The organism is Saccharothrix sp. NRRL B-16314, assembly GCF_000716595.1.
Lineage (GTDB): Bacteria > Actinomycetota > Actinomycetes > Mycobacteriales > Pseudonocardiaceae > Actinosynnema.
In genome coordinates this window covers 1-313 of record NZ_JNXC01000229.1, presented here as the reverse complement: position 1 = coordinate 313, position 313 = coordinate 1, and the positions used below count along the sequence as shown (strand labels likewise).

Sequence of the window (313 nt, the reverse complement as noted above, 5' to 3'; positions counted from 1 at the left end):
GCTCGTCGCACTGATCGAGGCGCGCGACGAGCATCTGTCGACGGGGTTCCTCGGCACTCCCCGGCTGCTGCCCGTCCTCACCGACACCGGCCACACCGACGTCGCCTACCGGCTGCTCGGTTCGCTGACCGAGGCCGAGGACGCCGTACAGGAGGCCTACGCCCGCTGGTACGCGATGCCGCGCCGGCAGCAGGAGGCCGTCGAGTCACCCGGGGCATGGCTGACCACGGTGGCCAGCCGGATCTGCCTGGACCTGCTCGGCTCCGCCCGGGTCCGGCGCGAGCGCTACGTCGGCCAATGGATACCCTGTCTC

The 313-nt window shown here is 71.9% G+C and carries 1 protein-coding gene; it reads left to right on the top strand.

Features of this window, described 5'->3' with window-relative positions:
* Positions 1 to 34: 34 nt before the first annotated feature.
* A partial coding sequence (locus tag OQ02_RS39765; RefSeq protein ID WP_442973747.1) for a sigma factor occupies positions 35 to 313 on the top strand: 279 nt, incomplete at its 3' end.